At 73.0% G+C, this 25,030-nt stretch carries 22 protein-coding genes; 12 read left to right on the top strand and 10 right to left on the bottom strand.

Going from position 1 to position 25,030, the window contains the following annotated elements; genetic code table 11:
• Positions 1-77: 77 nt before the first annotated feature.
• From ACZ7G1_RS06130 to ACZ7G1_RS06120, 3 genes are all read right to left on the bottom strand, one after another.
• Positions 78-530, bottom strand: coding sequence for a hypothetical protein (locus ACZ7G1_RS06130; RefSeq protein ID WP_470874606.1), 453 nt, complete (start codon positions 528-530; stop codon positions 78-80).
• 319 nt (positions 531-849) lie between these two features.
• On the bottom strand, positions 850-6,027 hold the full coding sequence (locus ACZ7G1_RS06125) for an HD domain-containing protein (RefSeq protein ID WP_470874607.1): 5,178 nt from the start codon (positions 6,025-6,027) through the stop codon (positions 850-852).
• Between the two features lie 96 nt (positions 6,028-6,123).
• Complete coding sequence (locus ACZ7G1_RS06120; protein WP_470874609.1) at positions 6,124-7,251, bottom strand: LLM class flavin-dependent oxidoreductase; 1,128 nt, start codon at positions 7,249-7,251, stop codon at positions 6,124-6,126.
• Positions 7,252-7,347: 96 nt separating this feature from the next.
• Here ACZ7G1_RS06120 and ACZ7G1_RS06115 point away from each other — a divergent pair, with 96 nt between their 5' ends.
• Both ACZ7G1_RS06115 and ACZ7G1_RS06110 read left to right on the top strand, forming a co-directional pair.
• Positions 7,348-7,932, top strand: coding sequence for a PadR family transcriptional regulator (locus tag ACZ7G1_RS06115; RefSeq protein WP_470874611.1), 585 nt, complete (start codon positions 7,348-7,350; stop codon positions 7,930-7,932).
• Positions 7,923-8,642 carry a vWA domain-containing protein gene (locus tag ACZ7G1_RS06110; RefSeq protein ID WP_470874612.1) on the top strand — a complete coding sequence of 240 codons (720 nt, stop codon included), beginning with the start codon at positions 7,923-7,925 and terminating at the stop codon, positions 8,640-8,642. Before ACZ7G1_RS06115 ends, ACZ7G1_RS06110 begins: the two co-directional genes overlap by 10 nt.
• Before the next feature lie 19 nt (positions 8,643-8,661).
• On the opposite strand, the gene ACZ7G1_RS06105 is transcribed toward ACZ7G1_RS06110, so the two are convergent.
• Complete coding sequence (locus ACZ7G1_RS06105) at positions 8,662-9,564, bottom strand: aldo/keto reductase (protein ID WP_470874613.1); 903 nt, start codon at positions 9,562-9,564, stop codon at positions 8,662-8,664.
• A gap of 70 nt (positions 9,565-9,634) precedes the next feature.
• Between ACZ7G1_RS06105 and ACZ7G1_RS06100 the strand changes: the two genes are divergently transcribed.
• The 5 genes from ACZ7G1_RS06100 (at position 9,635) to ACZ7G1_RS06080 (ending at position 13,766) form a co-directional block, all read left to right on the top strand.
• Positions 9,635-10,000, top strand: a complete 366-nt coding sequence (locus ACZ7G1_RS06100) for a MerR family transcriptional regulator (RefSeq protein WP_470874615.1) — start codon at positions 9,635-9,637, stop codon at positions 9,998-10,000.
• Positions 10,001-10,064: 64 nt separating this feature from the next.
• Complete coding sequence (locus ACZ7G1_RS06095) at positions 10,065-10,445, top strand: VOC family protein (protein WP_470874616.1); 381 nt, start codon at positions 10,065-10,067, stop codon at positions 10,443-10,445.
• Between the two features lie 135 nt (positions 10,446-10,580).
• Positions 10,581-11,090, top strand: a complete 510-nt coding sequence (locus ACZ7G1_RS06090) for a pyridoxamine 5'-phosphate oxidase family protein (RefSeq protein WP_470874618.1) — start codon at positions 10,581-10,583, stop codon at positions 11,088-11,090.
• Positions 11,091-11,145: 55 nt separating this feature from the next.
• Positions 11,146-11,769 carry a TetR/AcrR family transcriptional regulator gene (locus tag ACZ7G1_RS06085; protein ID WP_470874620.1) on the top strand — a complete coding sequence of 208 codons (624 nt, stop codon included), beginning with the start codon at positions 11,146-11,148 and terminating at the stop codon, positions 11,767-11,769.
• Between the two features lie 263 nt (positions 11,770-12,032).
• Complete coding sequence (locus ACZ7G1_RS06080) at positions 12,033-13,766, top strand: DEAD/DEAH box helicase (protein WP_470874621.1); 1,734 nt, start codon at positions 12,033-12,035, stop codon at positions 13,764-13,766.
• On the opposite strand, the gene ACZ7G1_RS06075 is transcribed toward ACZ7G1_RS06080, so the two are convergent.
• A complete protein-coding gene (locus ACZ7G1_RS06075; RefSeq protein WP_470874622.1) occupies positions 13,691-14,605 on the bottom strand; it encodes a tyrosine-protein phosphatase in 915 nt (304 codons plus the stop codon). The two genes, ACZ7G1_RS06080 and ACZ7G1_RS06075, sit on opposite strands and share 76 nt — an antisense overlap.
• Before the next feature lie 126 nt (positions 14,606-14,731).
• Positions 14,732-15,226 carry a MarR family winged helix-turn-helix transcriptional regulator gene (locus tag ACZ7G1_RS06070; RefSeq protein WP_470874623.1) on the bottom strand — a complete coding sequence of 165 codons (495 nt, stop codon included), beginning with the start codon at positions 15,224-15,226 and terminating at the stop codon, positions 14,732-14,734.
• Positions 15,227-15,342: 116 nt separating this feature from the next.
• Between ACZ7G1_RS06070 and ACZ7G1_RS06065 the strand changes: the two genes are divergently transcribed.
• Complete coding sequence (locus tag ACZ7G1_RS06065) at positions 15,343-16,740, top strand: MFS transporter (RefSeq protein WP_470874625.1); 1,398 nt, start codon at positions 15,343-15,345, stop codon at positions 16,738-16,740.
• 58 nt (positions 16,741-16,798) lie between these two features.
• On the opposite strand, the gene ACZ7G1_RS06060 is transcribed toward ACZ7G1_RS06065, so the two are convergent.
• The 3 genes from ACZ7G1_RS06060 to ACZ7G1_RS06050 form a co-directional block, all read right to left on the bottom strand.
• Positions 16,799-17,359, bottom strand: a complete 561-nt coding sequence (locus ACZ7G1_RS06060) for a nitroreductase family protein (RefSeq protein ID WP_470874627.1) — start codon at positions 17,357-17,359, stop codon at positions 16,799-16,801.
• A 61-nt stretch (positions 17,360-17,420) separates the two neighbouring features.
• Positions 17,421-18,932, bottom strand: coding sequence for an ankyrin repeat domain-containing protein (locus tag ACZ7G1_RS06055; RefSeq protein ID WP_470874629.1), 1,512 nt, complete (start codon positions 18,930-18,932; stop codon positions 17,421-17,423).
• Positions 18,933-19,005: 73 nt separating this feature from the next.
• Positions 19,006-19,893: a hypothetical protein gene (locus ACZ7G1_RS06050; protein ID WP_470874630.1), complete on the bottom strand. Its 888-nt coding sequence runs from the start codon at positions 19,891-19,893 to the stop codon at positions 19,006-19,008.
• Positions 19,894-20,058: 165 nt separating this feature from the next.
• Here ACZ7G1_RS06050 and ACZ7G1_RS06045 point away from each other — a divergent pair, with 165 nt between their 5' ends.
• The gene (locus tag ACZ7G1_RS06045) at positions 20,059-20,844 is read left to right on the top strand and encodes a S1 family peptidase (protein ID WP_470874631.1); all 786 of its coding nucleotides are present in this window, start codon (positions 20,059-20,061) and stop codon (positions 20,842-20,844) included.
• Positions 20,845-20,915: 71 nt separating this feature from the next.
• Here the strand turns inward: ACZ7G1_RS06045 and ACZ7G1_RS06040 are convergent, their stop codons facing one another.
• Entirely contained in the window at positions 20,916-22,670 is a 1,755-nt protein-coding gene (locus ACZ7G1_RS06040; protein WP_470874632.1) for a glycoside hydrolase family 35 protein, read from the bottom strand.
• Positions 22,671-22,754: 84 nt separating this feature from the next.
• Between ACZ7G1_RS06040 and ACZ7G1_RS06035 the strand changes: the two genes are divergently transcribed.
• Genes ACZ7G1_RS06035 through ACZ7G1_RS06025 form a run of 3 tightly spaced genes read left to right on the top strand, consistent with a single transcriptional unit; the run spans position 22,755 to position 24,954 of the window.
• Positions 22,755-23,642, top strand: coding sequence for a helix-turn-helix transcriptional regulator (locus ACZ7G1_RS06035; protein WP_470874634.1), 888 nt, complete (start codon positions 22,755-22,757; stop codon positions 23,640-23,642).
• Between the two features lie 11 nt (positions 23,643-23,653).
• On the top strand, positions 23,654-23,968 hold the full coding sequence (locus ACZ7G1_RS06030; protein ID WP_470874635.1) for a chorismate mutase: 315 nt from the start codon (positions 23,654-23,656) through the stop codon (positions 23,966-23,968).
• Positions 23,968-24,954: an asparaginase gene (locus ACZ7G1_RS06025; protein WP_470874637.1), complete on the top strand. Its 987-nt coding sequence runs from the start codon at positions 23,968-23,970 to the stop codon at positions 24,952-24,954. Before ACZ7G1_RS06030 ends, ACZ7G1_RS06025 begins: the two co-directional genes overlap by 1 nt.
• Positions 24,955-25,030: the final 76 nt, after the last annotated feature.

The raw sequence follows: 25,030 nt of genomic DNA, 5'->3' as shown, positions 1-25,030 counted from the left end.
CGGCGCCCCCCGAATGTCCCCGACCGGACGACTGGAGGGGCGCCGATGCGCGTCCGGGACGCGTTCCCGGCGCCTCCTCAGCCGCTCCCCGGCCAGATCCACGTCACCAGCGACGCCGCGCACACCGCCAGGACTCCGACCAGGCCCATCCACCGCGCCCAGCCGGTCATCCGGCGCACGGACTCGGCGCGGCGGCGCTCGTACCGCAGCAGGTCCTCGGCCCCCGACCGCAGTGTTCGGCCCGGGGGCTCGTGCACTGCCGAGACCATCAGCCACGAGGCCAGCACCAGCACCAGGAAGGCCCCGGCGAGCAGGCCGACGACCCACCAGCGCGGGCCGGTCGTCATCTTGCTCAGGTTCTCCTGGCCCTTCAGGACGAACACCACCGTGAGCAGCCCGGTCAGTGTGGTCAGGAAGTTCCGGTAGCCCTCCGCCTGCGCGAGCGCCGCCCTCAGCTGTTCCTCCGGCTTCGCCATCGCCAGGACACGCTCGTCGGCCTCCCGCAGCTCCGCGGGCGTGAACTCGTTCACCGCGCGTTCCCCCGCGGCGGCGGCGCGATCCAGAACGACGCCCCGCACCCCCGCTCGACCCCCGCCGGCCGGTCCACATGCCACGTCGTACACGCGCACCGCGCGTACCTCGGCACCCCGTCGTCCCCCGAAGGGCCCCGCGACGACCCCGGCCCCTTCGTCACGTACTGCACGTCCTCCCACACCCGTGTCGTCACACACCTGCACTCCGGGCACTCACCCGAGGCCTCCACCCGCCCCCCGCCCCTCGACTCCCACAGAAACGTGGTGACGGGCGAGGTCAACGGCCGGTCCGTGACGCGGTAAGGAACGGTCGAACTCATGGGTGTGTGCCTCCAGTGCTGGTGTGAACCACGAGCTTGAACAGTCGTTCGTACCGGCGAAGCCGGTCCACGACCTCCTCCTCGGACAGGTCCGTCTCCTCGGAGCAGAGCCGTACGTGATCGGCGGCCACGTCCCCCTCGACCGCCGGCGCCCTCCCCGTCAGCCGCGCCGTCAGCACGATCACGTCCCGCCAGTCGGGCACGATCTCGCGCTCGTCCCCGACCGGTTCCTCGACGGTCACCTCCAGCCCGAGGCAACGGAAGGGCGCGTACCGCTCGTACGCCTTCCCGAGCGTCCAGCCGAAGCGGCCGGCCACGAGGACGAGTTCGAGGGGGCCGAGAGTGCCGGGGCCGAGGAGGCCGGGGTCGAAGGCGGCCAGGTCGAACTCGTCCGGGGCGAAATGCTCCAAGACCTCGGCGTCGGGGCCGGCGAAGGAGCCGGGGAGGGCGGGGCCGCCAGCGGCGAGGAAGGTCTGGGCGAGGCGGACGGTATCGCCGAGGCTCTGGGACGAGGCTACGGACTGGAGCAGGAGTTGCCCGCGGCTTAGGGCGGAGTGGAAGGCCATCCGTTGGGCGAACCCGTCTTCCCTCTGCTCGAACCACGTGGTGATCGCATAGTGGGGAGCGGCGGATGCGACTGGCCAGGGAAGGTCGGCGATCTTCAGGGGGAAGGGCAGAGGAAGGGCCCTTAGTCTCTCGATCTGGGCACCGAGCGTGCCCTTCTCCCGGGCGGCGAGAAGGGTCAACGGCGCTAGGCCCAAGCCCTGCGCATCGAGATCCCAGCGGCCTCTGTCGTACATCGAGTAAGGATGGACCACCTGCAAGAACCGGTCCAGGTAGGGGTCCAGGTCGGTGATCTGCCCCAGGCTCGCTTCGACGAGGGCGAGGCAGCCGGGTGCGAGTACACCGCAGGCGTCCAGGTGCCGCAGATCCTGACGCAAAGAGGTGAGCCCGGTGTCGACGGGGGCGCTACGCAGGGCGGCAGCGACGCGCCAGGGGCCGCACGCGCCCTGCGCCTCGGCCTTCCAGGGAAGGAGATAGCCGACCCAGTGAGGGACGATCCAGTCGGCGGCGGCATCGGGAACGGGCGCCGCCGAAACCTCTGTGGCGGCGGTGAGGCTATTGACCTGTTCCACCACGCGCCCCACCGGGACCCGCATGCGAAGGGATCGATTGAGCACATCGAGCAAGCTGAGATCGCTGTTGACCCAGGGGCGCTCCCCGTCCACGTCCTGCGAGAGGAGACGCCGCTCGTCACCGGTCAGGGCTCGATGTCCGAGCGTAGTGTCGGACACGCCAGGGCCTAGGCGGAACCCCAGCTGCTCCAGTTCCTTGATTCGCTCGACGAGCTCTTCGCGCTGCTCGATCGCCGGAGCGCGCACCAGAAGGTCGACAGGGTGGGCCGTACCCTCTTGCCAGATCCGGGAATCCCTCTCCGTGATCACGCTGACCGGAGCTGCCAACGCGCTCGTTTCCGTTTCGAGCACGGCGTGTCCGGAGAGCTCGGGAACGTCCTCCCAGCCTGCAACGACCACACTGCTCACAAGGTCTCGTGCTGCGGCGAGGGTCTCGTCCAGCGTGATCTCGTGAGCCGCGGAAACAGGCAGGAGCGCCGCGAGGCGGGCAGGGTCTGGGCTCTCCTCCCCCGGAATGGGCAGCCGCGCATCCTTCTCCGCGGAATAGAGGCCTGCCATGACCAGGGTCGGGACCGTGTTTCCGAGCGCCCGGATGTCGGCGGTCTCGGGCACCTTGATACCGGCGATGGCGTAGCGCCGCTGGGCACGTACGGCCAGCGACAGGGGTTGACGGGTGAGAGCAGCTGCCCACAGGGGTGTCTCCCAGGAACCGTCGGGCACTGCGCGCTCGAAGAGCAGCGCGTCCAGGCCGCGAGGCATGGGATACCCATGAGGCATGAAGTGTTCATGTTCTTCGCGGAAGACACCCAGCAGAGAGTGCCGCCACCGCTCGAACAGCTGGCCTTCCCGTCGCCGGTCGTTGTCGAAGGTGTACTCGTAGCGGTTCAGTTTGATGGATCTTCCGTCGAAGGGCAGGCATCCCACGACACGCAGGTGAAGGGGAGAAGCGTCCAGGCTGCGCTCGGAGTGGGTGGCGTGCAGTACGCCCACGGCGTCCTTGTCGAGCGAGTCGAAGACTTCTACCGCCAGTTGCGGCTCTGTGAGGGTGAGTTCCCACAGCCAGCGCAGCGACACTTCGTCGAACGACCGGACTGCCTCCGGCACGGCTGCGAGGAGGCGCCTCTCCACTCCCTCCTCGTCGTAGCTGATCAGTCCGTTCCGGTCCACCGTCGGGACCGGCTGGTCGTGCTCGCGCAGGTTGAAGACGTAGCCGTCGACCTCCGGCGCGTTCCTGATCACCACGCCGTCCAGGAGCAGCTGGCCCTTCCCCTGGACGAGCCAGGCGTCCGCTCCCGCCCTGGCCGGCCTGGTCGACCAGTCCTCTGAAGGCTGGAGTTCGCCCGGATTCCACTCCGCCGAGCGGATCCGGTGGCCGTTCCGGTCCAGCTCCTCTGCCGTGACGCGGTGGTCACTCACCCAGAGCAGTTTCCGGAGGGTCTCCACCAGTGAAGGTGAGGGCTCGCCGTCCGCGCTCAGGTAGAGGCGGACCACCGTTCCTCCACGCTCTGGGGCGTCTGTGGTCTCCACGATCTCCAGGAGGCCTGAGCCGGACTGGATGGTTGCCTGCAGTGGGGCTTCCGTACGGGAGAGGTTGCCGTGGAGGTCGGTGGTGGCGGTGGTGACCACTACTTCCTCCGCCAGCATGAAGTAGCTGAACACCCCGATGCCGAAGCGACTGTTGAACGGGACCGGTTCGATACCCGCCCGGCGCCAGTTCCGGCGCTCCTGGACGAAGTCGGGGTCCTGCTCGTACCGTTTGCCCGCGCGCGCGAACATCGAGGTGAGTTTTCTGCGGCTCATGCCGGTGCCCGTGTCGCGGCACTCGATGTACGGGCGGTCCTCCTCGTCGTACCCCTGGACGAAGGAGATCTCCGGCTCAATGTCCTTCGTCCCGCATTTGCGCAAGCTCCGCCCGTACTTGGTGCGCAGCTGCCGGTACCGGCAGGCGTCCAGGGCGTTCTGGTAGAGCTCGCGGACGGCGAGCATCTTGTCGCCGTAGAGCTGGGTGCCCATGAGGAGGGGGCGGATCTCGTCCTCGGCGAGGCGGAAGCGCTCCAGGGGCTTGGTGTACTGCTGTTCCAGGGGCTCCAGGAACTCTGTCGTCACCTTCCGAGGGATGCCGCGCAGCAGGGCGGGGGCGGTCCTCCGATTCTCCTTCCAGCCCCTGTGGAGTGCCCGGACCGATACGTCGGCGGCCGCGGCCAGCTCCTCCACGGCCGCGTGCAGTGCGGGGTGCGGGCAGAGGAAGTTGACCGCGAGGTCGTATCCGTTGTCACCGCCCGTCCGGATGTCCTCCTCGGGGGACTCCAGGCGGTACTCGGCGAGGGCCGCGGTGACGTCCGAGGGGACCAGTCGGCGGTGGGCGCCCAGGTGGTCGACAAGCACGCTCGACATGCGCCGGGGGTCCGCGGCGAGGAGTGAGGCCAGCCAGACGAGATACGCGAGGTCGGGGGCGCGCCACTGGTTGCCGGGCACGGCGGGGTGCTCGTTCCAGCGGAGTTCGCCGCTGTCGTTGATGCGCGGGCTGCTGCCGGGCGCGACCGTGACGTGGGCCAGGACTTGGCGGAGCTGGCGGTCGATCAGGGTGCGGTTCTTCGGGGAGGTCTCACCGGAGGACGCGGCGCTCCCGGCCGTGACCACCATGGAGAGCAGATGGTCGACCGACGCGTAGTCGCCCGTCCGGTCCCACAGGCGGTCCCAATCGGCGATGAATCGGTGTCGCAGCCAGTGGTCGGCCGCCGTGGCGGGTCCAGTGAGGTGGCGCTGACGCAGGGTCTCGGCCGCCAGGCTGACCTGAGAATGAGCCCGGGACACGTCCCGTGCGGCGTCGCACACCAGGTGATCGTGCGGGGTGACGGCTTCCCGACCCCGGCCGTCCTCGCGCCGGTCGATCCGGTCCGGCCGGAGCGCCGCCAGCTCGCTCAGAGCGATGGCGACGACGCCCTCGTGCAGCAGCGGCGCGGCGAGCAGGGCCGCAGTCTCGGCGGGAGAGAGACGCTCACGGCCGGTGAGGCGGGCGGCCTCGATGAGCCGGCCGAGGCGGTCGACGACCCGGATCGGGTAGTCGGGATCGCTCCAGGGGGTGGCGAGGGCCGAGTCCGTGCCCAGGCGGCTCTTCGCGACCTCGCGTGCTAGATCGGCGAGCTTGTCCTTGACCCGCTCGTGCGCGTCCGCGTGCGAGGTGTGCTGCCAGAGCACGGAGTCGGCGACCGCCTCGGACCAGCGCTGGGTCTCCTGGGATCCTCGGCAGAGGACCAGCCGTTCGGCGAGGCCCTGTACGCACTGGAAGTCGACTCTCGGAGAGGGGCCCGAGAGCTGGGCGGTCAGTCGCTCGATCCGGGCCTCGACGAAGGCGTGGACGTCCTTCAAGGTCTTCGGAGGACTGTTGCGGGACAGGGCCTCGGAGAGCGCGATGCCGAAGTAGCTGCCCTTCTCGGGGTCGGCGTAGGCGGGTTGCCCGGGTCCGGCCGCCAACAGCCAGGCTACGTCGCGGTAGGCGGAGTTCACCAGGCGTGTCTCGTCCGCATCCGCGGCGGACGGGGGCTGGTCGGTGCGGCAGGTGTCGAGGCAGACGACGACGGTGACGCCCTCGGGTATCGCGCCGAGGAGGACGTCGGGGGCGGTTTCGAGGATGGTCTGCGCGATCAGGGAGCCGTCGGCCCGGGGGCGGGCGTCCGAGGTGAGGAGGTACTCGCGCTCGCCGACGGTGACGCCGTGGGCGGAGACGTACAGGAAGGCGGTGTCCCCCGCGGTGCAGGAGAGGAGGAACTCCTCCACGGCGCTGACGATCGAGCCGACGCCGGTGTCCTGCCGTGTCCCGTCCGGGTGGCCCGGGTGGAGGGCGGCGACGGTGTAGCCGGATTCGGCGAGGGCGGTGCCGACGAGTTCGACGTCCCGGTCGACGAAGCCGAGCGGGGGGAAGCGCCGGGCGAGCTCCTCGTCGCGTTCCAGGAAGCCGGTCCGGCCCACTCCGATGAGCAGGGCCCGCCGCCGGCCGCCGGCCTGTTCCCCGTCCGTGTCCGCCGGCGTGTCCGTCATCGCGCTCACCCGTACCCCCGACTCCCCTGTGCGGCGCCCCTGGACGTCCATGATTCCAGAACTGACGACAGCTCAGGGGTGGTTGGGGTCGGTCGGTCAGCCGGCGGATGCCGGTGCGCGGAAGCGGGGGATGACCTTGGTGCCCCACTGGCGGATGGTCTCCAGGCAGACGTCCTGGGGGACGGTGCCCATCTGGATGAGGCACATGACCTCGTCGACGCCGATCTCGCGGAGCCGTTCGACGTAGGCGATCGCGGTGTCGGCGTCGCCGTAGGCGTGGTCCGTGTTGTACGTGCCGGTGTCGACCGGGCGGGCGGGGATGTCGGCCTCGTGGAGGCGGGCGATCAGGGCGTCCCGTTCGCGGGAGAGCGCGCCCGCGTGGTCCTCGTCCTCGGCGTATCCGGTGGGGGCGGGGGAGCCGCCGTACCAGTGGGCGATCGACTCGGCGAAGAAGCGCTGGCCCCGGGTGCCGAGCCGGAGGGCGCGGTCGGCGTCGTCGAGGACGATGGTCGGGCAGAGGGCGGAGAAGTGGTCGTTGACCTCGGTGGAGACGAACCGGGAGCCGTCGCGTGCGGCGATGGCCTCGTCGTACAGGGCGCGCATGGCGCGGACGTCGTCGGCGCCCGCGAAGCCCATCACCAGGGCCCCGATGCCGAGTTCGGCGGCCTGCCGGAGCGAGGCGTGCTGTGAGCAGGCCATGAAGAGGGGCGGGTGCGGGCGCTGGACGGGGCGGGGCAGGACGGTGCCGGGGCCGATGTCGAGGGTGCCGTGCCAGGCGAACTCCGGCTCGCGCCAGGCGGCGGCGAGGATCCGCAGGGCCTCCTCGGTCTGCGGGCGGGTGTCCTCGGGGCGGACGCCGAACATCCGCATCTCCTGGCGGGTGGCGCCCCGGCCGGCGCCGATGTCGACGCGGCCGCCGGAGAGCACGTCGAGCATCGCGGCCCGTTCGGCGACGCGGACGGGGTGCTGGTAGCCGAAGGGCATGGTGACCACGCCGTGGCCGACGCGGAGGGTGCGGGTGCGGGCGGCGACCCAGGTCAGGAAGATCTCCGAGGCGCTCATGTGGGCGTACTGGGTGAGGGAGTGGTGCTCGACCGCCCAGATCCGGTCGAAGCCCATCTCCTCGGCGAGGACGGCCTGTTCGACGCAGTCGTGGAGGACGCGGTGTTCGCGTTCGGGGGTCGGGTCGGCGAGCTGTGCTTCGAAGATCATGGAGAACTTCACGGGACGCTCCTCCCGGGGAGAACGGCTGCTATGCCTAATCGAAATACTTCTAGCAGGCATAGGTGGCAGGGGGAAGAGAGCCGTAGACTCCGGAGCGTGGATGACGAGACCGTGCCCGACCTTCCCGCGACCGGCTGGGCGGTGCTCGGACTGCTCTCCCACGAACGGGAGTTGTCCGGATACGACGTCAAGAAGTGGTCCGACCGGTCCCTCGGCCTCTTCTACTGGAGCCCGTCCTTCAGCCAGATCTACAGCGAGCTGAAGCGCCTGGAGACCAGGGGGTACGCGAGCTCGCGGCTCGTCGCCCCCGAGACCGGCACCCGCGACAAGCGCGTCTACCGGATCACCGGCGAGGGCCTCGCCGCCGTCCGGACCTGGGCCCGCACGGCCCCCCTCGACCCGCCGGTCCTCAAGCACGGGCCCATGCTCCGGCTCTGGGTCGGCCACCTGGTCGAACCCGCCCGGATGCGGGAGATCCTGACGGCGCACCGGGAGTACGCCGAGACCATGCGGCTGCGGGCCGAGGCGGACGTCGCCGACGCGGGGGCCGACGAGGCCTGGGCGTACCCCCGGCTCACCCTCGTGTGGGCCGAGCGGTACTACACGGCCGAACGCGACCTGGCCGACGCCATGCTCGCGGACATCGGGAAACTCGAGAGGGAAGGCGGGACATGGCACTGAGTCTGCGGAAGGTCGAGGAGACCGCACCCGCGCTCGTCAGTCTCTACAAGTCGGCGGGGGCCTCGCTCCAGCGGCACGGGATCAGCGGGCAGCGCGTCGCCGTCTACCTGGTGGTCGACTACTCGGGGTCGATGAAGCCCTACTACAACAACGGCAGCGTGCAGGCCCTCGCGGACCGGGTCCTCGGGCTCTCCGCGCACTTCGACGACGACGGCCGGGTGCCGGTCGTCTTCTTCTCCACCGACATCGACGCCGAGACGGACATCCGGCTCGACGACCACGCGGGCCGCGTCGACCGGATCGTCGCCGGCCTCGGCCACATGGGCAAGACGAGCTACCACCTCGCCATGGACGCCGTCATCGACCACTACCTGGACAGCGGCTCCACCGCCCCCGCGCTCGTCGTCTTCCAGACCGACGGCGGACCGATCAACAAGCTCGCGGCCGAGCGGTACGTGTGCAAGGCGGCCAGGCTGCCGATCTTCTGGCAGTTCATCGGCTTCGGCGACCCCACGAGCCGCCAGTTCGAGTTCCTGCGCAAGCTGGACGAGCTGGCCGTGCCGGCCAAGCGGCCCGTCGACAACGCCGGCTTCTTCCACGCCGGCCAGGACCCGAGCCGCGTCCCCGACGCGGAGCTGTACGACCGGATCGTCGCCGACTTCCCCGCCTGGCTCGCCGCGGCCCGGGCCCAGGGCATCGTCCGGTCCTGAGGCCTCGTCTGCCCGATGCTCACGCGCCGGCCCCCACCTCCTTGTCGAGGCGCGCGAACTGCTCGTCGGTGAGGGTGACGTCGAGCGCGCCCAGGTTCTCCAGGAGGTGCGCGGCCGAGGACGTGCCGGGGATCGGGAGGATGTGCGGGGCCCGGCGGAGCAGCCAGGCGAGGGCCGTCTGGGACGGCGTCGCGCCGACCTCGGCGGCGACCCGGGCGACCGGCCCGTCCGGGCCCGCGTGCCCGCCCATCGCGACCGGGAAGAAGGGCACGAAGGCGATCCCGCGTCCCGCGGTGTGCTCGACGACGGCCTCGTGGTCGCGGGTCGCCAGGTTGTACAGGTTCTGGACGGCCGCGATCGGCGCGACCGCCTCCGCCTCCTCCAGCTGCGCGACCGACACCTCCGAGAGGCCGATGTGCCGGACCTTGCCCTCGTCCTGGAGCCGCTTCAGGGCGCCGACCTGCTCGGCGACCGGGAAGTTCTCGTCGAGGCGGTGCAGATAGAGCAGGTCGATGCGCTCGGTACGGAGCCGGCGCAGGCTCAGTTCGGCCTGCTGGCGCAGATAGGCGGGGTGGCCGAGCGGGACCCACTCGGTGGGGGAGGGCCGGAGCACGCCCACCTTGGTGGCCACCGCGACCTCCTCGCCGTACGGGTGGAGGGCCTCGGCGAGGAGCTCCTCACCGGCCCCGAGGGCGTACGAGTCGGCCGTGTCGAAGAGCGTGACGCCCGCCTCGGCGGCCGTCCGCAGCAGGGCCAGCGCCGCCGCCCGGTCGGCCGGGGCCGTCCAGATGCGGGCCTCGGGGCCCTTCGGGTCGCCGGGGGCGTCGGCGAGCCGCATCGTGCCGTACCCGACGCGCCGGACCGGAAGGTCGCCGCCGAGCTGGAATATCGTCTGGTCGGATGAGTTCGTCTTGTTCGTCATGCCCCGAACCGTAGGAGCTCACATCGGTGTGAGGTTCAAGCGCACGAGGGCGAATGTGAGGGGGGTCACAGTGAAGATCGGTGAACTGGCACAGGAGACCGGCGTGAACGTCCGGCTGCTCCGCTACTACGAGGAGCAGGGCCTCCTCGACTCCGAGCGCACCCCCGGCGGGCAGCGGGTGTACGGCCCCGACGCCCCCGCCGTCGTCCGCCGCATCCGCGCCCTGCTCGGCGCCGGCCTGTCGACCCGGGTCATCTCCGAGGTCCTCGACTGCGTCTGCGGCAGCGAGGCGGAGATCGAACCCTGCCTCAGCCCGATGCTCGTCGCCCAGCTCGACGCCATCGACGAGAGGATCCAGGACCTCCAGGGCACCCGCTCCTCCCTCGCCGCGCTCGTCGCCGTGACCGAGGGCAGGCAACTGGCCGCCGCCGACTGACGCTTGCCGCCGGCGGCCCGGAAACCAGTGGCCGGCCGGTGCGGCCCCGCGAGAGCATCGGCCCATGACTTCTCTCGTACGGCACGTGACCATCGACTGCGCCGACCCGCACGCCCTGGCGACCTTCTGGGCCGACGTGGTCGGTTCGAAGGTCTCCGAGGACGACGAACCGGGGGACGACGAGGTGCTCGTCCCGTCGCCGGGCGCGGGCCTCCTCTTCATCCGGGTGCCCGAGCCCAAGGCGGTGAAGAACCGCGTCCACCTCGACATCGAGCCGCAGGACCGCACCCGCGACGAGGAGGTCGACCGGCTGACCGCCCTCGGCGCGACCCTCGTCGACGACCACAGGAACGCGGACGGCACCGGTTGGGCGACCATGGCCGACCCCGAGGGCAACGAGTTCTGCGTCGAGCGCAGCCGGGGCGAGCGCGCCGCGACCTCCTGACGCGACCGGCCGCGATCCCGTGACGGAACCGGCCGCGACCCGCACGCGACCGGCCGCGGGTCCTCCGGGGTAATGCCGCGGGTCCTCCGGGTAATCCAGACAGAAGGTGTCGGGTATCCGGTGTTTCCTGGAGTCATGGGAGACACCGGAACCACCTGGTCGGCCTTCGAGGCCGCGGAACCCGAGTTCGCCGCGACCGTGCGGGAGCGCTTCGGGCAGTACACGCACCACGCCCTCGCCACCGTACGGAAGGACGGTGCGCCCCGGCTCAGCGGCATCGAGGCGGACTTCCGCTTCGGAGAGCTGTGGCTCGGCATGATGCCGAACTCCCGCAAGGCCCTCGACCTGCGCCGCGACCCCCGTTTCGCGCTCCTCGCCAACCCGGGCCCCGGAACCGACATGGGCGGCGGGGACGTGCGCGTCTCAGGGCGCGCGGTCGAGGTCACCGACGCGGAGACCGTCGGGCGGTACGCGGCCGAGGCGGGCGCGCCCCAGCCCTTCCACCTCTTCCGGGTGGAACCGACCGAGGTCGTGCGGACCTGGGTGGACGGCGAGGAGATCGTCTTCCGCACCTGGACCCCGGGCCGTCCGACCCGGACGATCCGGCGCGGCAACGACGACGCCCCGCCGCGCGAGGACGTCTGAGGCGCGACCTGACGGTCTGCTCCGCGGCGGGCGCGCGGAGGACCAGAATGGGCACGTGCCGAACACTGCAAGCAAGAAGAAGAGTCAGGTGAGCGGCGGGCCCGAGCGGCGCCGTGAACTCCTGGAGACGGCGGCCGAGGTGTTCGCCGCCCAGGGGTACAACGCGACCACCGTCCGCAAGATCGCGGACGCCGCCGGGATGCTCGCCGGCAGCCTCTACTACCACTTCGACTCCAAGGAGTCGATGCTCGACGAGATCCTCTCCAGCTTCCTGAACGAGCTGTGGGAGGGGTACGACGCCGTCCTCGACGCCGGTCTCGGACCCCGCGAGACCATCGAGGCCCTGGTCACCGAGTCCTTCCGGGAGATCGACCGGCACCGCGCCGCCGTCGCCATCTACCAGAAGGAGTCGGCCCACCTCACCGACCTGCCCCGCTTCCACTACCTGGCCGACTCGCAGCGCAGGTTCGAGAAGGCCTGGCTCGGCACGCTGGAGCGGGGGGTCGCGGCCGGCACCTTCCGCGCCGACCTGGACATCCGCCTCACCTACCGGTTCGTCCGCGACACCGTCTGGGTGGCCGCGTCCTGGTACCGGCCGGGCGGCCGGCACCGGCCCGAGGAGATCGCCCGCCAGTACCTGTCGATGGTCCTCGACGGGATCGCCGTACGGGACGCGTAGGCGTACGGCGGGGGGCGGCGGGCTGTGAGCTCGCACACGTCGCACCGCCCTGGCCGGGTCTGATCCGTCCGGGCATCGGCCGGGCGGGGCGGGAAGGTCCTGAGGCGCACTATTGTTCCGGTAGAGACGTCCGGGGCTCGTTTCGAGTGCCCCGGGAGAAACAGCCGGGGCCCGTATCGCGTGTTCCGGGTAGAGCAGCCGGGGCCCGCACCGCGCAGGTGCGGGCCCCGGCTGTGCCGCGAGCACCGGCCAGGAAGGCACGCATGACCCGCTCCGAACGCCCCAGGCGCAGCCCCCGCAGTACCCAGGCGAAGTCCACCGCTCAGCCGAAGGGCGCCCGCGGCGGGCGCCGCCCCGCGGCGCCCCCGCCGCCGAGCGAGTTCACGCCGCCGGAGACGGTGACGCCCGCGCTGCCCGCGGTGGCCTCCTTCGCCGACCTCGACATGCCCGAGGGCCTGCTGCGGATCCTCGGCGAGCAGGGCGTCACGGAGCCGTTCCCGATCCAGGCGGCGACGCTGCCGAACTCCCTCGCCGGACGCGACGTCCTCGGCCGGGGCCGTACCGGTTCCGGCAAGACCCTCGCCTTCGGGCTCGCGCTCCTCGCCCGTACGGCGGGCCGCCGCGCCGAGCCGACCGCGCCCCTCGCGCTGGTCCTGGTGCCCACCCGCGAGCTCGCCCAGCAGGTGACCGACGCCCTCACCCCGTACGCCGGGGCGCTGCGGCTGCGGCTCACCACCGTCGTCGGCGGCATGTCGATCTCCCGGCAGTCCTCCTCGCTGCGGCGCGGCGCCGAGGTCCTCATCGCCACCCCGGGCCGGCTCCACGACCTGATCGAGCGGGGCGACTGCCGGCTCGACCAGGTCGCGATCACCGTCCTCGACGAGGCCGACCAGATGGCCGACATGGGCTTCCTGCCCCAGGTCACCAAGCTCCTGAAGCAGGTCGAGCCGGGCGGCCAGCGGCTGCTCTTCTCGGCCACGCTCGACAAGAACATCGACAAGCTCGTCAAGATGTTCCTGGACGACCCGGTCGTGCACTCCGTCGACCCGTCGGCCGGCGCGGTCACCACCATGGAGCACCACGTGCTCTACGTGGCCGACGAGACCGACAAGAAGGCCGTCACGCTGCGGATCGCGGCCCGCGACGGCCGGACGATCCTCTTCATGGACACCAAGCGGTCGGTGGACCGGCTGGTCAAGCGGCTCCTCGCCAACGGCGTCCGCGCCTCCGGCCTGCACGGCGGCCGTTCGCAGCCGCAGCGCAACCGGACCCTGGACCAGTTCAAGACCGGCCAGGTCACCACGCTCGTCGCGACGAACGTGGCGGCGCGCGGCATCCACGTCGACGACCTCGACATGGTCGTGAACGTCGACCCGCCGATCGACCACAAGGACTATCTGCACCGCGGCGGCCGCACCGCCCGCGCCGGCGAGTCCGGCAGCGTCTTCACGCTGGTCCTGCCCGAGCAGAAGCGTGACATGGGCCGGCTGATGTCGAACGCGGGCATCAGCCCCCGCACGGCGCAGATCAAGTCCAGCGACGAGCAGCTGGCCGAGCTCACCGGCGCCCGCGAGCCCTCGGGCGTCCCGGTCGTCATCGAGGTCCCGCAGCCGACCCCGCCGCGCAACCCGGCCGGTTCCGGCGGCGGCCGTCGCCGTCGCGGCGGCTCGGGCGGCTCGGGCACGGGCGCGGCCCGCTCCGGCGGTACGGGCACGGGTTCCGGCCGCTCGGGCGGTACGGGCGCGGCGGCGAGCCGTCCCGCCGGTTCCGGTACGGCCTCGGGCCGTGGCTCCGGTGCGACGGGCGGCTCCGGCCGCGGCGGTTCCGGCGCGGGCCGTACGGCCTCCGGCGCGGGCCGCGGCACCGGCTCCGGCCGTGGGTCCGGCACGGGAGCCGGCGCGGGCGCGGGCCGTGGCGGGCGTCAGGCGTCGAGCACCAGCCGTTCGCGGAGCGCGAGCAGCTCGCGCGGGTCCAGGCCGAGGCCGACCGACACGTAACGGAAGAGGCTCCCGTAGGAGGTGCGGACCTGGGCGAGCGTGGCGTCCAGGTACTCCGCCCGCACCTCCTGGAGCGGCACGATCAGCTCCGGGTTCTGCATGAGCCCGCCCTGCTTGAGCCCCTCGCGCACCCGCGCGTCGTACGCGGCGCGGAAGGTGTTGGAGGCCAGGTAGTCCGCGCGGGCGGAGCTCTCGGGCACCCCGAGCAGGGTCAGCAGCAGCCAGCTCGCCCAGCCGGTGCGGTCCTTGCCCGAGGTGCAGTGCACGAGCACCGGGCCCCGGCGGGGATCGGCGAAGTCCCGGAGGGTGGCCGCGAAGGCCGCCCGGTTCCCCGCGTCGGTGACGAAGGTCCGGTAGACCTCGGCCATGAAGGCGGCGGCCCGCCCGCCGCCCAGCATCTCCTCCTGCTTCACCGGGTCGCGCGAGCCGATCGCGGCGAGCAGCCGCCCGAACAGGCCGTTGTCGGTGACGGGCCGCGCGACCGGGACCGGGCCGGCCGGCAGCCGGTCGGCGCCGTCGTACCCCACCTCCAGCGGGATCCGCACGTCGATCACCGCCCCGAGCCCGAGCCCGCCGAGCGTGGCGAGGTCCGCGTCGGTGAGCTTGCCGAGATGGTCGCCGCGGTAGGCGAGCCCGTGCCGTACCCGGGCCCCGTCGTAGGTCAGGTATCCGCCGAGGTCACGGACGTTCACCGCGCCCTGGAGCGGGATCTGCCGGATGGCGTTCGCGGACCACGGGTGGGGGCCGGGCCGGGTCCTGGCGGAGGCCCGCGCGGGCACTCCCGCGAGCAGGGCGGCGGCGCCGGTGGTGGTGAGCAGCGCGCGTCGGGACAGAGGCATGGCTGTGCTCCCTTACGGACTGGAGGGACATGCGTCGACCTAACGTTTGTTAGGCCGTTGTCCGGGGGGAAGGTAGCAGCCGACGCGCCCGGATGGGAGGGTCGCGCGCCCGTGGGTGGCTGCCGCCTAGCTCCGGTCCGGCGCCCCGTCCGTCAGCCGCCTGGTCGCGGCGCGCTGGCGCGCGGTCGCCCCGGTCAGGAAGCGGGTGACGGTGACGAGCTCCTCGGTGGTGAACTCGCCGTAGAGCTCGTGGACTTCGCGGGCCCAGTCGTCGAAGAGGGGGGCGAGCTCGGCCAGTTTCTCGGGGCGGGGCTCGACGAGCACCCGGCGCTTGTCCGTGGGGTGCTTCACGCGGCGGACGAAGCCCTTGCGTTCGAGGCGGTCGACGAGGCCGGTGACGGAGGCGGGGGCGAGGCCGGAGTGCTCGGCCAGCTCCTTCGCGGTGAGGGGTCCGTGGCGTTGGAGCAGGTCGAGCGTCTTGGTCTCGGTGGCGCCCAGGTCCTGCTGGGCGGCGATCGCCGAGTGGAAGGCGACGGAGGCGGCGCTGGAGTCCCGGCCGGCGGCGGTGAGGGCGGCGACGACCTCGGCGCGGCGCTCGGTGTCCTTCTCGCTCGTGGGCATGGGGGGAGCCTAGCAAAATTCATTTCGTTCGACCGAACGAAAGACTTGCGATCAAGGGCGCGCTCGTGCCAGTTTTTATTTCGTTCGCCCGAACGAAATAAAAGGAGGGGCTCGCGATGTCCGCGACAGCCACGGCCGGCACCACCACCGGCGACCCGTACCCCGTCCACCCGCGCCGCTGGGCCGCCGCCGTCGTCATGATGGTCGCCGCCCTGATGGACCTGGTCGACGTCACCATCGTCAACGTCGCACTGCCCTCCCTCGGCCAGGGGCTCGGCGCCTCCGAGAGCGCCCTCCAGTGGACCGTCTCCGCCTACCTCCTCGGCTTCGCCGCGACCCTCGTCGTCGCGGGGCGGCTCGGCGACCGCTACGGCCGCAAGGCGCTCTTCCTCGCCGGCACCGCCGGCTTCGGCCTCGCCAGCCTCGCCTGCGGACTCGCGCAGAGCCCCGGCCAGCTGATCGCCGCCCGCGCCGTGCAGGGCGTCACCGCCGCCGTCCTGATGCCCCAGGTGCTCGGCTCCTTCCAGAGCCTCTTCCGGGGCAAGGACCGCGGCAAGGTCTTCGGGATGTACGGGGCCGTGGCCGGCTTCGCCTCCGCGATCGGACTGCTCCTCGGCGGCGTCCTCACCGACGCCGACCTGTTCGGGCTCGGCTGGCGCAGCGTCTTCCTCGTCAACGTGCCGGTCTCCCTCCTCACCCTGGCCGCCGCCGTCGCCCTCGTCCCCGACACCCGCGAGGAGACCGCCACCCGGCCCCCGCTGCCCGGCAGCCTCGTCCTCGCCGCCGGACTCGTCGCCGTCGTCCTGCCCCTCGTCCAGGGCCGCGCCTGGGGCTGGCCGCTCTGGGGCTGGGCCCTCCTCGCCGCCGGAGCGGCCGCGGTGACCGCCGTCGCCGTACGCGGCTCCGTACTGCCCCGGCGGATCCTCACGGTCCCCGCCTTCTCGTACGGCCTCGCCGTCCAGCTCCTCTTCGCCTTCGGCATGCAGGGCTTCTTCCTGGTCCTCGCGATCTGGCTCCAGGGCGGCCAGGGCTACACGCCGACCCAGGCCGGCGTCCTCATGGCCGCGTTCTCCCTCGGCGGCTTCCTCACCGCCCCCGCCGCCGATCCCCTCGCCGTCAGGCTCGGCCGGTACGTCCCCGCCACCGGCGCCCTCCTCATGGCGGCCGGCTACGGCTGGGTCTGGTACGCCATGGAGGCCGCCGCCCCCGTCCACACCGGCGCCTGGCCGCTCGCCCCCGGCCTCGCCGTCGCGGGCGCCGGACTCGGCCTCCTCGTCGTCCCCCTCGTCGGCATCGTCCTCTCCGCCGCCCCCGCCGAACTCGCCGGCGGCGCCTCGGGCGTCTTCACCACGGCCCAGCAGTTCGGCGGCGCCCTCGGCGCCGCCGCCATCGGCACCGCCTGGTTCGCCGACCTCTCCCTCAAGGCCGCCATGCCCTGGGTCCTCGCCGCCTACGCCCTCTGCGCCCTCCTCAGCCTGCGCCTTCCCCGCACGGCGCTCACCGAGCAGGAGTGACGCGGCGGGCGGGCGGGCGGGTACGGGCCCGGCCTCGGCGCCGGGCCCGTACCCGCGGCTACGCCGAGGGCGACCACGGCGCGGACAGCAGTTCCGCGACGCTGCGCCGCTCACGGCTCGCGGGCGGCTCCCCGGCCGCCCGCCCCAGCGCGATCATCGACACGATCGCCCACCCCGGGTTCGGGTCCAGCTCCTTGGTGAGGCCCTCCATGTCGAAGGCCCTGAACTGGTGCGCGGCCAGCCCCAGCGCCTGCGCCTGCACCGTCATGTGGGCTATCGCCTGACCGAGGTCGTAGTCCGCGAACTCCGAGTACTGCAGATCCGTGTCGTCTACATGCCGGCGCGCCAGCGTCACGACGAGCAGCCCCGCGTCCCTGGCCCACCGCGCCGAACTGGGCGCCAGATACGGCACCAACCGCTCGTGCTCCGGCTCACCCGGCCGCCCCGGGAAGAACCCCCACGGCTGGGAGTTCCCCGCCGACGGCGCCCACCGCGCCGCTTCGAGCAGCAGCCCGAGGGAGCGGTCGTCGACGGCGGCCGACGGATCGAACCGGTACGGGCTGAAACGCTCCGCGAGGAGGGGGTGGAGGCCGCCGGCCTGTTCCGGATCATGTCGCATGTTCCGCTCCAACCGGCCGCCGAACAGGCCTATTCCGGTCGTGGGACACCCCCGTGCCCGGTCACCCCCGCCGAGGCGTCGTCCACTCCAGCCGGGTCCTGACCCGCTGATCGTGTACGTACTCCAGGGCCGCGAGCGCGGTCTCCCGCGCCGCCCCGTCGGCGGCACCGTCCGACAGGATCGACGACAGGGCGTCCACCGCCCTCGGGTCCTGGCGGATCGCGAGACCCCGCGCCGCCTCCGCCGCCGCCTCCGGATCGTCGTCACCCAGCCGCTCCGCCAGCCCCTCCCGTACCAGCGGGGTGTCGTCGGGCAGTTCGGCGAGCGCCAGCGTCGCCCAGTCCCGTACCCGCGCGTCGCCGTCCCGGCTCAGCGCCAGCAGCACACCGAGCGCCTCCCCGTGCCCGGCCGGCACGATCCCGGCGAGCGCCGCCGCCACCGCCCGCCGTACCGCCGCCGCCGGATGCCCGGCCGCCGCGAGCAGTTCCGGCACGGCCGCCGGATCCGCGCACGCGCCCAGCGCCACGACCGCCGACAAGAGCGGCTCACGCGCCGGGCCGGCCACGGCCTCCGCCGCGGGCAGCTCACGCGCCCAGCCGCGCACCGCCTCCGCCACCAGCCGCCGCAGCACCGGCACCGCGCTCGGACCGAACCCCGGCAGCGCCCCCAGCACCCGCGCCCCGAACGCCCGGCGCAGCGGGTCCCGATAGGCACACCAGCCGGCCGCCGCCACGAACGTCTCCTCGTCGGCGCGGCCCGCCAGCTCCGCCACCGCCGCCGTCCAGTCGTCCAGCTCCGGATCCCCGCAGCGCAACGCCCGCGCCGCCAGCTCCTCGTGCGGCGTCCGCAGCCCCAGCGCCGCCTCGATCAGCGTCGCGATCGCCGCGTGCCCGGTGTGCCGGTCGTCCCCCCGCCCCGGCGCCCCGTCCTCCCGCAGCAGCTCCACGCAGACCGTCACGCCGCCGTCCTCCCGCACCCGCCGGACGACCGCCTCGTACGTCTCCCCGCCCTCGTTCCCCGCGACCAGCCCCCTCCGCAGCTCGGCCGCCATGTCCACCCCGATCCACCGCCGCGCCTCCCGCAACGCGGCCTCCAGCGACCCCGCCCCGTGATCGAGCAGCGCCCGCACGCACCCCGTCGACCCCCGGCGCGCCGCCGCCACCAGCGGCACCAGCCCGTCCGGGCCCACCCGGTCCGGATCCGCCCCGTGCTCAAGCAGCACCCGCGCCGTGTCCGCGTGCCCGAGCCGCAGCGCCCACGCCAGGGCCGTGAATCCGTACGACTCCTCCTGATCGGGTTCGGCCCCGGCCGCGAGCAGCGCCCGCACCACCTCGGTGTGTCCCCCGCACGCGGCCCCGCACAGCGGCAGGTCATCGCCGTCCTCGCCGCTGCGCCGCCCCGGATCGGCCCCGGCGGCGAGCAACAGCCGTACTGCCGCGGGCTCGTCGTCGAGCGCCGCCCGGTAGAGCGCCGTCTCCCCGTCCTCCCTGCCCTCGGGATCCGCCCCCGCCCGCAGGGCCCGCACGACCCCGTCCTCGTCCCCACTCAGAATGGCCTCGAACAACGCGCTCATGCCCCGACCCTGACCCGCCGCCGACCCCCGGCGCAAATCGTTTCGGTCACTCCCGGGGGCGCCCCCCGAAGCGTCACGTCACGCAGTCGAGCACGGTGCGGCACACCCCGCAGCGGGCTCGCAGGGTCCGGGCGGCCGGGAGGCGCAGGCGCTGGGCGCAGACCGGGCAGGGGAAGGAGACGGTGGTGGCGGGGGCGGTGCGGCCTTCGAAGGAGTAGGGGGCGTCGGGGGAGGCGTGGCCGCGGCGGCGGTCCCAGTCGTAGCGGCGGCGGTCGAGCCGGCGGGCGGCGGCGAGCGGGGGCGGGGCGAGGTCGCGGCGGGCCTCGGCCCGGCCGCGTGTCCACGCCTCGTACGCCACCGCGCTGGTGAACCAGGGGGAGGGGTCCTCGGCGAAGACCTCGGCGCGTTTGGCGAGGACGTAGCCGAACTCCTCGGGGGTCAGGTAGCCGAGCTTCTGGCTCTCCACGCCGTCGCGGCGGTAGGCGTCGAGGAGGAGCCAGCCGGCGCCGAGGTAGGTGGCGGCGACGTCGGTGAGGACCTCGTTGTCGGCGGTGCCGGGGAAGCCGAGGCCGAGGCGGTGCAGGAGGACGTGGGTGATCTCGTGGGCGAGGGCCGCGCCGATGTCCCTGCGGCGGGTCCGGAAGCGGTCGTTGAGCTCCACGAAGTACTCGGGTCCCGCGGTGAGCTCGACGGTCGCCGCGTGTTCCATGGGCCGGAAGCTCACCACCATGCGCGCCTCGGGCAGCCGCAGATGGCGGACGAGGGCGTGGGCCACCCGCTGGGCGCCGAGGTGCAGGTCCTCGTCGTCGCCGAAGGCGACGGCGGCGGCGGGCACGCTCGCCGGATAGCGGTGTACGCCATCGGGGGAGAGGCGCCGGTAGAGCGCGGTGAGCGAGGCGCGGACGGTGGCGCGGTGCGGGAAGCCGTGGGTGACACGGTCGGCCTCGTGACGGTTCGGCATACCGGATTCCCCCTTCCTTCCACTGTACGTTCCCCCTACGGGCACTGGCCGAAAAGGCTTCCTTGTGGCGGGAGTTGGGCGCTGTCCATAATCCGGACATGCCTTGACGGGCGCATGTCACCACGCGTCCGTCGAGGGCAACCCCCCACGAGAGAAGGCAGGCACATGAAGCAGAACCGCGTGGTTCGCACGCTCCAGAAGCTGGCCGCGGCCGGCGCCGTCGTCCTGGCGGCCGTCAGCCTCCAGCCCACCACCACCGCCTCCGCGGCACCCGCCCCCGTCGTCGGCGGCGTCCGCGCCGCCCAGGGCGAGTTCCCCTGGATGGTCAGGCTCTCCATGGGCTGTGGCGGCTCCCTGATCACGCCCCAGGTCGTCCTCACCGCCGCGCACTGTGTGAGCGGCTCCGGCAACAACACCTCCATCACCGCCACCGCCGGGGTCGTCGACCTGCAGTCGAGCAGCGCCATCAAGGTCAAGTCCACCAAGGTCTACCAGGCGCCCGGCTACAACGGCACCGGCAAGGACTGGGCCCTCATCAAGCTCGCCTCGCCGATCACCTCGCTGCCCAACCTGAAGATCGCCGAGACGACCGCGTACAACAGCGGCACCTTCACCGTGGCCGGCTGGGGCGCCACCCGCGAGGGCGGCAGCCAGCAGCGCTACCTGCGCAAGGCGACCGTCCCGTTCGTCTCGGACGCCGACTGCCAGGCCGCCTACGGCGGCTCCCTCGTCCCCGGCGAGGAGATCTGCGCCGGCTACAACGAGGGCGGTGTCGACACCTGCCAGGGTGACTCCGGCGGCCCCATGTTCCGCAAGGACAACGCCGGTGCCTGGATCCAGGTCGGCATCGTGAGCTGGGGCGAGGGCTGCGCGCGGGCCGGCTACCCCGGCGTCTACACGGAGGTCTCGACCTTCGCCGCCGCGATCAAGTCGGCCGCGGCCACGCTGTAGCCCGAGAAGGGAGGGCCCCGGGGCGGCGACGCGCCCCGGGGCCCTCCCCTTGTCCCGGCACGGCGCGGGGATCAGGAAGGTCCGGGAAGCATCAGGACGGCTCCCGACGCCGACTCGGTCTCCAGGACCCACACCTCGTTCGCTCCCTCCCGCAGCACCGGCCCCGGTACGAACAACGCGTCCTGCGGGCCGACGGACCAGTAGCGGCCCAGGCAGAAGCCGTTCACCCAGACGAAGCCGCGGGTCGCACCCGGCAGCCTGAGCTCGGCGTCGCCCGCGCCCGTGACGGTGAGCGTCGTGCGGTAGAGGCCGGGGGCCGGGGCGGCGGGAAGCTCCCCGAACGGCACCTTGCCGACCGCGTCCGGCTCGAACGCGTCGAGCCGCAGGGCCCGGGCCCGTACACCGTGCAGGTACTGGCGCTCGTGACGGATGCCGCCCGTGATGCCCTTCGGCTCGGCCAGGCGCGGGCCGTAGTTGACCCGGCCGAGGGACTCCACCCACAGGTCGACGAGCGCGGGGCCCGCGACCGGCTCCGGAAGGACGGCGTCCTCGGCGTCGAGGACCCCGGCCGGGACGCCGTCGACATACGCCACGGCACGGTCCCGCAGCCCCGTCACACCCAGCGGGTACGGCTGCCGGGGCCCCGGCACGGACACCCGGTAGCGGACCAGGCCGCGGTCGACGCCGAGCTCCTCGAAGGTCGGCGGCACCGGCGTCACCGACTCCGGGCCGCCGAGCACGTCGAGGACGGCGTCCAGCGGAGCCCACTCCTCCAAGCGGCCGTGCGCGGGGGCGGCGAGCCGGGCCGGGGGCTCGGGAAGCTCGGGCAGCGGGCCCGGCGCGTACGCCGCGAGGACCTCGCGGAAGCGCCAGTACTTCTCCGTGGGCCGCCCCGCCTCGTCGACCGGGGCGTCGTAGTCGTACGAGGTCACCGTCGGGCGCAGCGGCCCGTCGTGCAGCTCGCCCGCACGGTTCGCGCCCGCCCAGCCGGCGAAGTTCGAACCGCCGTGCGCCATGTAGAGGTTGACGGAGGCCCCGCACTCCAGGATCTCCCGCAGCGAGGCCGCCGCGTCGGCCGCGTCCCGCACCGTGTGCTCCGTGCCCCAGTGGTCGAACCAGCCGCACCAGAACTCCATGCACATCAAAGGCCCCGACGGCTGGTGGCGCCGCAGCGCCGCGAAGCCCTCCCGCGCCCCCGAACCGAAGTTCGCCGTCGCGAGCACGCCCGGCACCGAGCCGCCCGTCAGCATGTGGTCCTCGGGCCCGTCCGAGGTGAAGAGCGGCACGCTGACCCCGCACTCCCGCAGCAGCCCCGCCAGCCACTCCAGATAGCCCCGGTCGCTGCCGTAACTGCCGTACTCGTTCTCCACCTGGACCAGGATCACCGGCCCGCCCCGGTCGACCTGCCGCTCCACCACCTGGGGGAGCAGCCGCCGGAACCAGTCCTCGACGGGCGCCAGGAACTCCGGGTCGAGGGTCCGCACCCGCCGCCCGAGCGGCCCGGTCAGCCAGTGCGGCAGCCCGCCGTTCTCCCACTCGGCGCAGATGTACGGCCCCGGGCGCACGATCGCCCGCATCCCGGCCCGCCCCACCGCGTCCAGGAACCGGCCGAGCGCGGCGACGTCCCCGTACCGGCCGGGCTCCGGCGCGTACAGGTTCCAGGGGACGTACGTCTCCACACAGTCGAGGCCCAGCGCGCGCAGCATGCCGAGCCGGTGCTCCCAGTGCCCCTCGTGCACCCGGAAGTAGTGCAGCGCCCCCGAGAGCAGCCGCACCGGCCGGCCATCGAGCAGAAAGTCCTCGTCACCCACAGCGAACGTGCTCATGGCCTCACCCTCACCCCCTGGCGGCGAGCCGGTCCATGGACAAAGATCGTCGAAGTTTGGACGTTAGAAGGGTCGGACCGCGCGATGTACCACACCTGGATGCGCTATTTCACGCCCGGACCCGTCCACCACCGGCTCGGCCTCGTCTGCCTCGGCGTCGGACTCCAGCACGGCACCCTGCCCACCGTCGGCCCCCGCACCCTCGACCACCACGTCGCCGTCGTGATCTCCGCCGGCAGCGGCTGGTACCGGGGCGCCGACGGCCGCCGCACCACCGTCACCGCCCCCGCCCTCCTCTGGCTCACCCCCGGCACCCCCCACCACTACGGCGCCGACGCCGGCACCGGCTGGGACGAGGCCTTCGTCGACTTCTCGGGCCCGGCCACCGCCACCTACACCGAGCTCGGCTACATCGAACCCGACCGGCCCGTCGTCCCCCTCTCCGACGCCGCCCCCGCCCGCGCCGCCATCGGCCGGATCGCCCGCGCGGCCCGCCCCGGAAACCCGCTCCTGGAGGTCGAGACCGGCGCCGCCGTCCACGAACTCCTCGTCGCCCTGCGCCGGGCCCGCGCCGACACCAACGCCGACGGCGACCCCGTCCTCTCCGCCCTCGCCCGCGACGCCTTCCAGCCGCTCTCCGTCGCCGACCACGCCGCCCGGCACGGCATGACCCCCGCCGAACTGCGCACCGCCGTCCGCCGCGCCGCCGGCTGCAGCCCCAAGGACTACCTGCTCACCGTCCGCCTCGGCCGCGCCAAGGAACTCCTCGCCGCCACCGAGCTGCCCGTCGCCGCCGTCGCCCGGCGCGTCGGCTACGACGACCCCGCCTATTTCTCCCGGCTCTTCACCCGCCGGGTCGGCACCGCGCCCATCCGCTTCCGGGAGCAGCAGGGACGTTCCGTGCACGGCGGCTGGAGCGACCGCGTTCCGGATCCCGAACACCCGCCCACGATCCCGCCGAGATCCGTCTAAGCTCGCAGATCATGAGCGACACCAGCGAGATCGACCCGGGCGTCATCGCCGAGCTGACCCGGCTGCGCGAAAGCATCGACAACATCGACGCGGCGGTCGTGCACATGCTCGCCGAGCGCTTCAAGTGCACCCAGCAGGTCGGCGTCCTCAAGGCCGAGCACCAGCTGCCGCCCGCCGACCCCGCCCGCGAGGCCCGCCAGATCGCCCGGCTGCGGGAACTCGCCGAGAGCGCCAGACTGGACCCGGCCTTCGCGGAGAAACTCCTCAACTTCATCATCGCCGAGGTCATCCGCCACCACGAGACGATTGCGGACGGAGCACGCTGATGGCCCGCGTCACGGTCTTCACCCTCGGAGGGACCATCTCCGCGCGCGGCGGTGACGCGGCCCGCATGACCGGCGTGGAGGTCCTCGCCGGACTCGGGGCGCCCGAGGACGTCGTCCTCCACGACTTCCGCCGCGTCCCCAGCTCCTCCCTCACCCACGAGGACCTCGCCGCGCTCGCCGACGAGGTGCGCAAGACCGTCGCCGACGGCTCCGGCGTCGTCGTCGTCCAGGGCACCGACACCCTGGAGGAGACCGCCTTCCTCCTCGACCTGCTCTGCACCACCGAACAGCCCATCGCCGTCACCGGCGCCATGCGCCGCCCCGACCTGCCCGGCGCCGACGGCCCCGCCAACCTCGCCGCCGCGCTCGCCGTCGCCGCCGACCCCGCCTGCCGGAACCTCGGCGTCCTCGTCGTCCTCGGCGACGAGATCCACGCCGCCCGCCTCGCCCGCAAGACCCACACCACCTCGATCACCACCTTCGGCTCGCCCGGCGCCGGACCCCTCGGCACCGTCGTCGAGGGCGAACCCCGCATCCTGCTCCGCCCCGCCGTCACCACCGCGCCCTGCCGGATGAGCTTCGACCCCGCGGTACGCGTGGCCCTCGTGACGCTCTCCCAGGGCGACCGCGGCGAACTCCTCGACGCCGTCGACCACCGCTTCCAGGGCCTCGTCGTCGCCGCCTTCGGCGCCGGCCACGCCCCCGGCTGGCTCGTCGACCCGCTCGCCGAACTCGCCCGCCGCATCCCGGTCGTCCTCGCCTCCCGCACAGGCGGCGGCACGACCCTCGCGCACACCTACCGCGGCCCCGGCTCCGAGTACGACCTGCTGCACCACGGACTCATCCCGGCCGGCCCCCTCGACCCGGCCAAGGCCCGCATCCTGCTCCACACCCTGATCTCCAGCGGCGCCGCGGGCCCCACCGGCTACGACCGCCCGCGCATCACCGCCGCCTTCGCCCACCTCGACGGCTCCGGGCTCGCCTGACGCCGGTCAGGGCCCGACCGGAAAGACCGGCACAAACCGCACCACCCCTGCCCCGGGCGCGGGGCATCGGGCAGCA

It is taken from the genome of Streptomyces sp. NPDC037273 (genome assembly GCF_055603625.1).
The sequence above is the reverse complement of the archived record's forward strand: the minus strand, read 5'-3'. Positions and strand labels throughout refer to the sequence as shown.

Bases quoted from the DNA above. Each gene is read 5' to 3' on its own strand.
- ACZ7G1_RS06090 (WP_470874618.1), top strand. From the start codon at position 10,581: ATGGGAGACACCGGAACCACCTGGTCGGCCTTCGAGGCCGCGGAACCC.
- ACZ7G1_RS06025 (WP_470874637.1), top strand. From the start codon at position 23,968: ATGGCCCGCGTCACGGTCTTCACCCTCGGAGGGACCATCTCCGCGCGC.
- ACZ7G1_RS06110 (WP_470874612.1), top strand. From the start codon at position 7,923: ATGGCACTGAGTCTGCGGAAGGTCGAGGAGACCGCACCCGCGCTCGTC.
- ACZ7G1_RS06040 (WP_470874632.1), bottom strand. From the start codon at position 22,670: ATGAGCACGTTCGCTGTGGGTGACGAGGACTTTCTGCTCGATGGCCGG.
- ACZ7G1_RS06080 (WP_470874621.1), top strand. From the start codon at position 12,033: ATGACCCGCTCCGAACGCCCCAGGCGCAGCCCCCGCAGTACCCAGGCG.
- ACZ7G1_RS06065 (WP_470874625.1), top strand. From the start codon at position 15,343: ATGTCCGCGACAGCCACGGCCGGCACCACCACCGGCGACCCGTACCCC.
- ACZ7G1_RS06030 (WP_470874635.1), top strand. From the start codon at position 23,654: ATGAGCGACACCAGCGAGATCGACCCGGGCGTCATCGCCGAGCTGACC.
- ACZ7G1_RS06060 (WP_470874627.1), bottom strand. From the start codon at position 17,359: ATGCGACATGATCCGGAACAGGCCGGCGGCCTCCACCCCCTCCTCGCG.
- ACZ7G1_RS06075 (WP_470874622.1), bottom strand. From the start codon at position 14,605: ATGCCTCTGTCCCGACGCGCGCTGCTCACCACCACCGGCGCCGCCGCC.
- ACZ7G1_RS06055 (WP_470874629.1), bottom strand. From the start codon at position 18,932: ATGAGCGCGTTGTTCGAGGCCATTCTGAGTGGGGACGAGGACGGGGTC.
- ACZ7G1_RS06125 (WP_470874607.1), bottom strand. From the start codon at position 6,027: ATGACGGACACGCCGGCGGACACGGACGGGGAACAGGCCGGCGGCCGG.
- ACZ7G1_RS06070 (WP_470874623.1), bottom strand. From the start codon at position 15,226: ATGCCCACGAGCGAGAAGGACACCGAGCGCCGCGCCGAGGTCGTCGCC.
- ACZ7G1_RS06105 (WP_470874613.1), bottom strand. From the start codon at position 9,564: ATGACGAACAAGACGAACTCATCCGACCAGACGATATTCCAGCTCGGC.
- ACZ7G1_RS06095 (WP_470874616.1), top strand. From the start codon at position 10,065: ATGACTTCTCTCGTACGGCACGTGACCATCGACTGCGCCGACCCGCAC.
- ACZ7G1_RS06045 (WP_470874631.1), top strand. From the start codon at position 20,059: ATGAAGCAGAACCGCGTGGTTCGCACGCTCCAGAAGCTGGCCGCGGCC.
- ACZ7G1_RS06050 (WP_470874630.1), bottom strand. From the start codon at position 19,893: ATGCCGAACCGTCACGAGGCCGACCGTGTCACCCACGGCTTCCCGCAC.
- ACZ7G1_RS06035 (WP_470874634.1), top strand. From the start codon at position 22,755: ATGTACCACACCTGGATGCGCTATTTCACGCCCGGACCCGTCCACCAC.